Here is a 3,315-nt window from a genome sequence, read left to right as displayed (position 1 = left end):
CGCCGCGCCCGCCCCGCCCGCCGACGGCGCCGCGCCCACCGGGACGGCGCGCGGCATCCCCACCCCGAAGGACCTCGCCGGGCTGCGCGCCGCCCACCAGAACGCCCAGCAGCCCACCGGGCTCGCCAACGCCACCCTGCGCTGGTCCTCCGACCGCGGCTGGGTCGACCGCCCCGGCCCCCCCGGCGAACCCGCCGAGACCGCGACGCTCCCGACCCTCGCCCAGCTCACCAGCGCGGAGCAGCGCTGGGCCGACCGGGAGGAGGACATCACCACGGTCGGCGGCGACCCGTTCGAGGTGGGCCAGGTCTTCGCGCGCCGCTGGATGGAGCGGCTCCCCGACCAGGGCCACGTCCAGCGGCTCTCCGCGATGTACCCGCGCATCCCGCACCGCATCGACGGCGAACTCCTCAGGTACGCGGCCCGGTTCGGCCTCCTCGCCCACAAGGACGACCAGATCGACGAGCACGACCGCTACACGATCCGGGCCGGTTTCTGGCGGGAGATCGACGCCCGCACGGCGGCCGGGGACCGGTCGGCGGGGGAGTAGCGGCGGGGGCGCGGGGCCGCGCGGCGCCGCCCCGGGCGCGGTCCGGGGTCCGCCACCCCTTAGGCTCATCCCTCGTGAGTACGGTGTGCGTGGTGCGGGACCTGGTGAAGACGTACCCCGCCACGCGCGGCGGGCGCGGCAGGCCCGCGACACCCGAGGTACGGGCCACCGACGGGATCGACCTGGACGTGCGGGGCGGCGAGATCTTCGGGCTCCTCGGCCCCAACGGCGCGGGCAAGTCCACCCTCGTGCGCCAGCTCACCGGCCTGATGCGCCCCGACTCCGGCAGCGTCGAGGTCCTCGGCCACGACATCGTGCGCCACCCCGACCGCGCGGCGCGGCTCATCGGCTACCTCGGTCAGGAGTCCACCGCGCTGGACGAGCTGACCGTCGCGCTGGCCGCCGAGACGACCGGCCGGCTGCGCGGCCTCACCGCACGCGACGCCCGCGCCGCACGCGACGCCGTCCTCGACGAACTGGACCTGGGGGAACTCGCCGCCCGGCCCCTGAAGAAGCTCTCCGGCGGGCAGCGCCGCCTGGCCTGCTTCGCCGCCGCCCTCGTCGGCGAGCGCCCGCTGCTCGTCCTCGACGAACCGACCACCGGCATGGACCCGGTGGCGCGCCGGGCCGTGTGGGCCGCCGTCGACCGGCGCCGCGCCGAGCACGGCACGACGGTGCTGCTGGTCACCCACAACGTGATAGAGGCGGAGACGGTACTGGACCGCGTCGCCGTCCTGGAGCGCGGCCGGGTCATCGCCTGCGACACCCCGGCCGGGCTGAAGGAACGCGTGGCCGGCGAGGTGCGCGTGGACCTGGTGTGGCGCGAGCGCGCCCCGCTGGAGGTGCCCGAGGTGGCCGCGCTGCGCGCCTCCGCCCGCGAGTCGGGGCGCCGCTGGGTGCTGCGGCTGGCACCGGACGAGGCGCGCGCGGCGGTCGCGGCGGTGACGGGCGGCGCGGCGTTCACGGCACTCGACGACTTCACCCTGGCGACGCCGAGCCTGGAGGACGTCTACCTGGCACTCGGCGGCGAGGCGAAGGGGCTGGTCAAGGCATGACGGCGCGGCGACGCGAGGAGAGGGGGCCCGGCACGGGCCGGCGCCCCGCCCGCCCCGGCGCCCCGGCGCGCCGGGTGGCCGGCGTGCGCGGCACCGCCGACGGGAACGGGAGGAGAAGGTGAGCGCCCTGCCTGTGGAGGCGCCCTCGACGGGAGGCGTCCGGACGGCCGCCGGGGCGGACGGCCGGGCCGCCGCGCCCCTGGCGCCCCGTGCGCGGCTGCTGCCGGCGCTGGCCGCCGTGTACCGGGCGCAGCTGTCCCGCGCCCGGGTCGCGCGCATCCCGCTGCTGTTCGTCGCGACCTTCCAGTCCGTCGGGATCATGGTGCTGATGCGCGGTGTCGTCGACGGCGGAGCCGAGGCCCGCGCGGTCGTCGCCGGGTCGTCCGTCCTCGTCGTGGCGTTCGTCGCGCTGAACCTGCTCGCCCAGTACTTCGGGCAGCTGCGGGCGAGCGGCGGCCTCGACCACTACGCCACGCTGCCCGTGCCGCCCGCCGCCGTGGTGCTCGGAGCCGCCGGGGCGTACGCCTCCTTCACGGTGCCCGGCACGGTCGTCACGGCCGTCACCGGGTCGCTCCTGTTCGACCTGCCGCTCACCCACCTGTGGGTCCTCGCGGCCGTCGTCCCGCTCGCCGGGGCCGCCCTGGCGGGGCTCGGCGCGGCGCTCGGGCTGCTCGCCCCGCGCCAGGAGGTGGCCACGCTGCTCGGCCAGCTCGGCATGTCGGCGGCGCTGCTGCTCGGTGTCCTGCCGGCCGACCGGATGCCCGCCCCGATCGGCTGGGCCCGCGACCTGCTCCCGTCGACGTACGGGGTCGAGGCGCTGGCCCGCGCCTTCGACGCGAGCCCGGACTGGGCGGCCGTCGCCCTGGACCTCTCGGTCTGCGCCGCCGTCGGCGTCGCCTCCCTGACCGTCGCCACCCGGGCGTACCGCCGGGCGGCCGTCCGGTGAGGCGGCGTTCGGCCGGGCCTGGCACCATGGCCCGGTGACCGCACCCCNTNNCCCCGTCCCGCCAGCCCCCGAGTGAGCACGTGCCGAACGACGCCGCCCCCAGCACCCCTCCCGACGGCGACACGCCGGGCGGAGGCCCCGCGCACCCCCGCGCGCGGGACGGCCGGACGGCACCGGGCACGGCGGCGGAGGTGCGCCGGGGCGCCCTGGTCCTGCTCGCGGTGGCGGTCACGGGGATCGCGCTCGGCCTGCTGTGGCTCCGGCTGGCCCCGCGCGTGCCGCTCGTCTGGGACGGCAGGTCGGTCCTGCTGAAGGAGTCGGAGGCGGAGCACGCCGTCGGCACGGACGGCGTGTTCATCCTGCTCGGCCTGGCGTTCGGCGCGCTCGCCGCCCTCGCCGTGTTCCTGCGGCACCGGCAGGGGGGCGTCGCCGTCGTGGTCGGCCTCGCCCTCGGCGGGGTGCTCGGATCCGTACTGGGCTGGGGCACGGGCACGCTCCTCGGCCCCGCGCACGACGTGAAGGCCAGGGCGCGGGAGGTCGGCGAGGGCGTCGTCTTCGACGCGCCGCTGGAACTCCAGGCGTACGGCGCGCTGCTCGCCTGGCCGATCGCCGCGATGGCCGTCCACCTGGCCCTCACGGCGCTGTTCGGCCCCCGCGACCCCGAGCCGGAGTGGGACCTCGCCCCGTACGGCCCGNCGACCCCTTACGTTCGCGCGCCTGAGCGGCCCGCCCCGGGCGCGGACGGCACGGCACCCGGNGTCGCG

2 protein-coding genes and 2 pseudogenes are annotated in these 3,315 nt (G+C 78.0%); all 4 read left to right on the top strand.

All coding sequences use genetic code 11. The features are described 5' to 3' along the window. Window positions 1-550: pseudogene (locus tag MW084_RS07085) on the top strand (NYN domain-containing protein); the annotation flags it as partial. Window positions 551-624: 74 nt separating this feature from the next. Then, window positions 625-1,605 carry an ABC transporter ATP-binding protein gene (locus MW084_RS07080; protein ID WP_029553938.1) on the top strand — a complete coding sequence of 327 codons (981 nt, stop codon included), beginning with the start codon at window positions 625-627 and terminating at the stop codon, window positions 1,603-1,605. Window positions 1,606-1,723: 118 nt separating this feature from the next. Continuing rightward, on the top strand, window positions 1,724-2,551 hold the full coding sequence (locus MW084_RS07075; protein WP_029553939.1) for an ABC transporter permease: 828 nt from the start codon (window positions 1,724-1,726) through the stop codon (window positions 2,549-2,551). A gap of 80 nt (window positions 2,552-2,631) precedes the next feature. Then, a pseudogene (locus MW084_RS07070) lies at window positions 2,632-3,246 on the top strand (DUF2567 domain-containing protein); the annotation flags it as partial. Window positions 3,247-3,315 lie beyond the last annotated feature (69 nt).

It is taken from the genome of Streptomyces sudanensis (assembly GCF_023614315.1).
Lineage (GTDB): Bacteria > Actinomycetota > Actinomycetes > Streptomycetales > Streptomycetaceae > Streptomyces > Streptomyces sudanensis.
The sequence above is the reverse complement of the archived record's forward strand: the minus strand, read 5'-3'. Positions and strand labels throughout refer to the sequence as shown.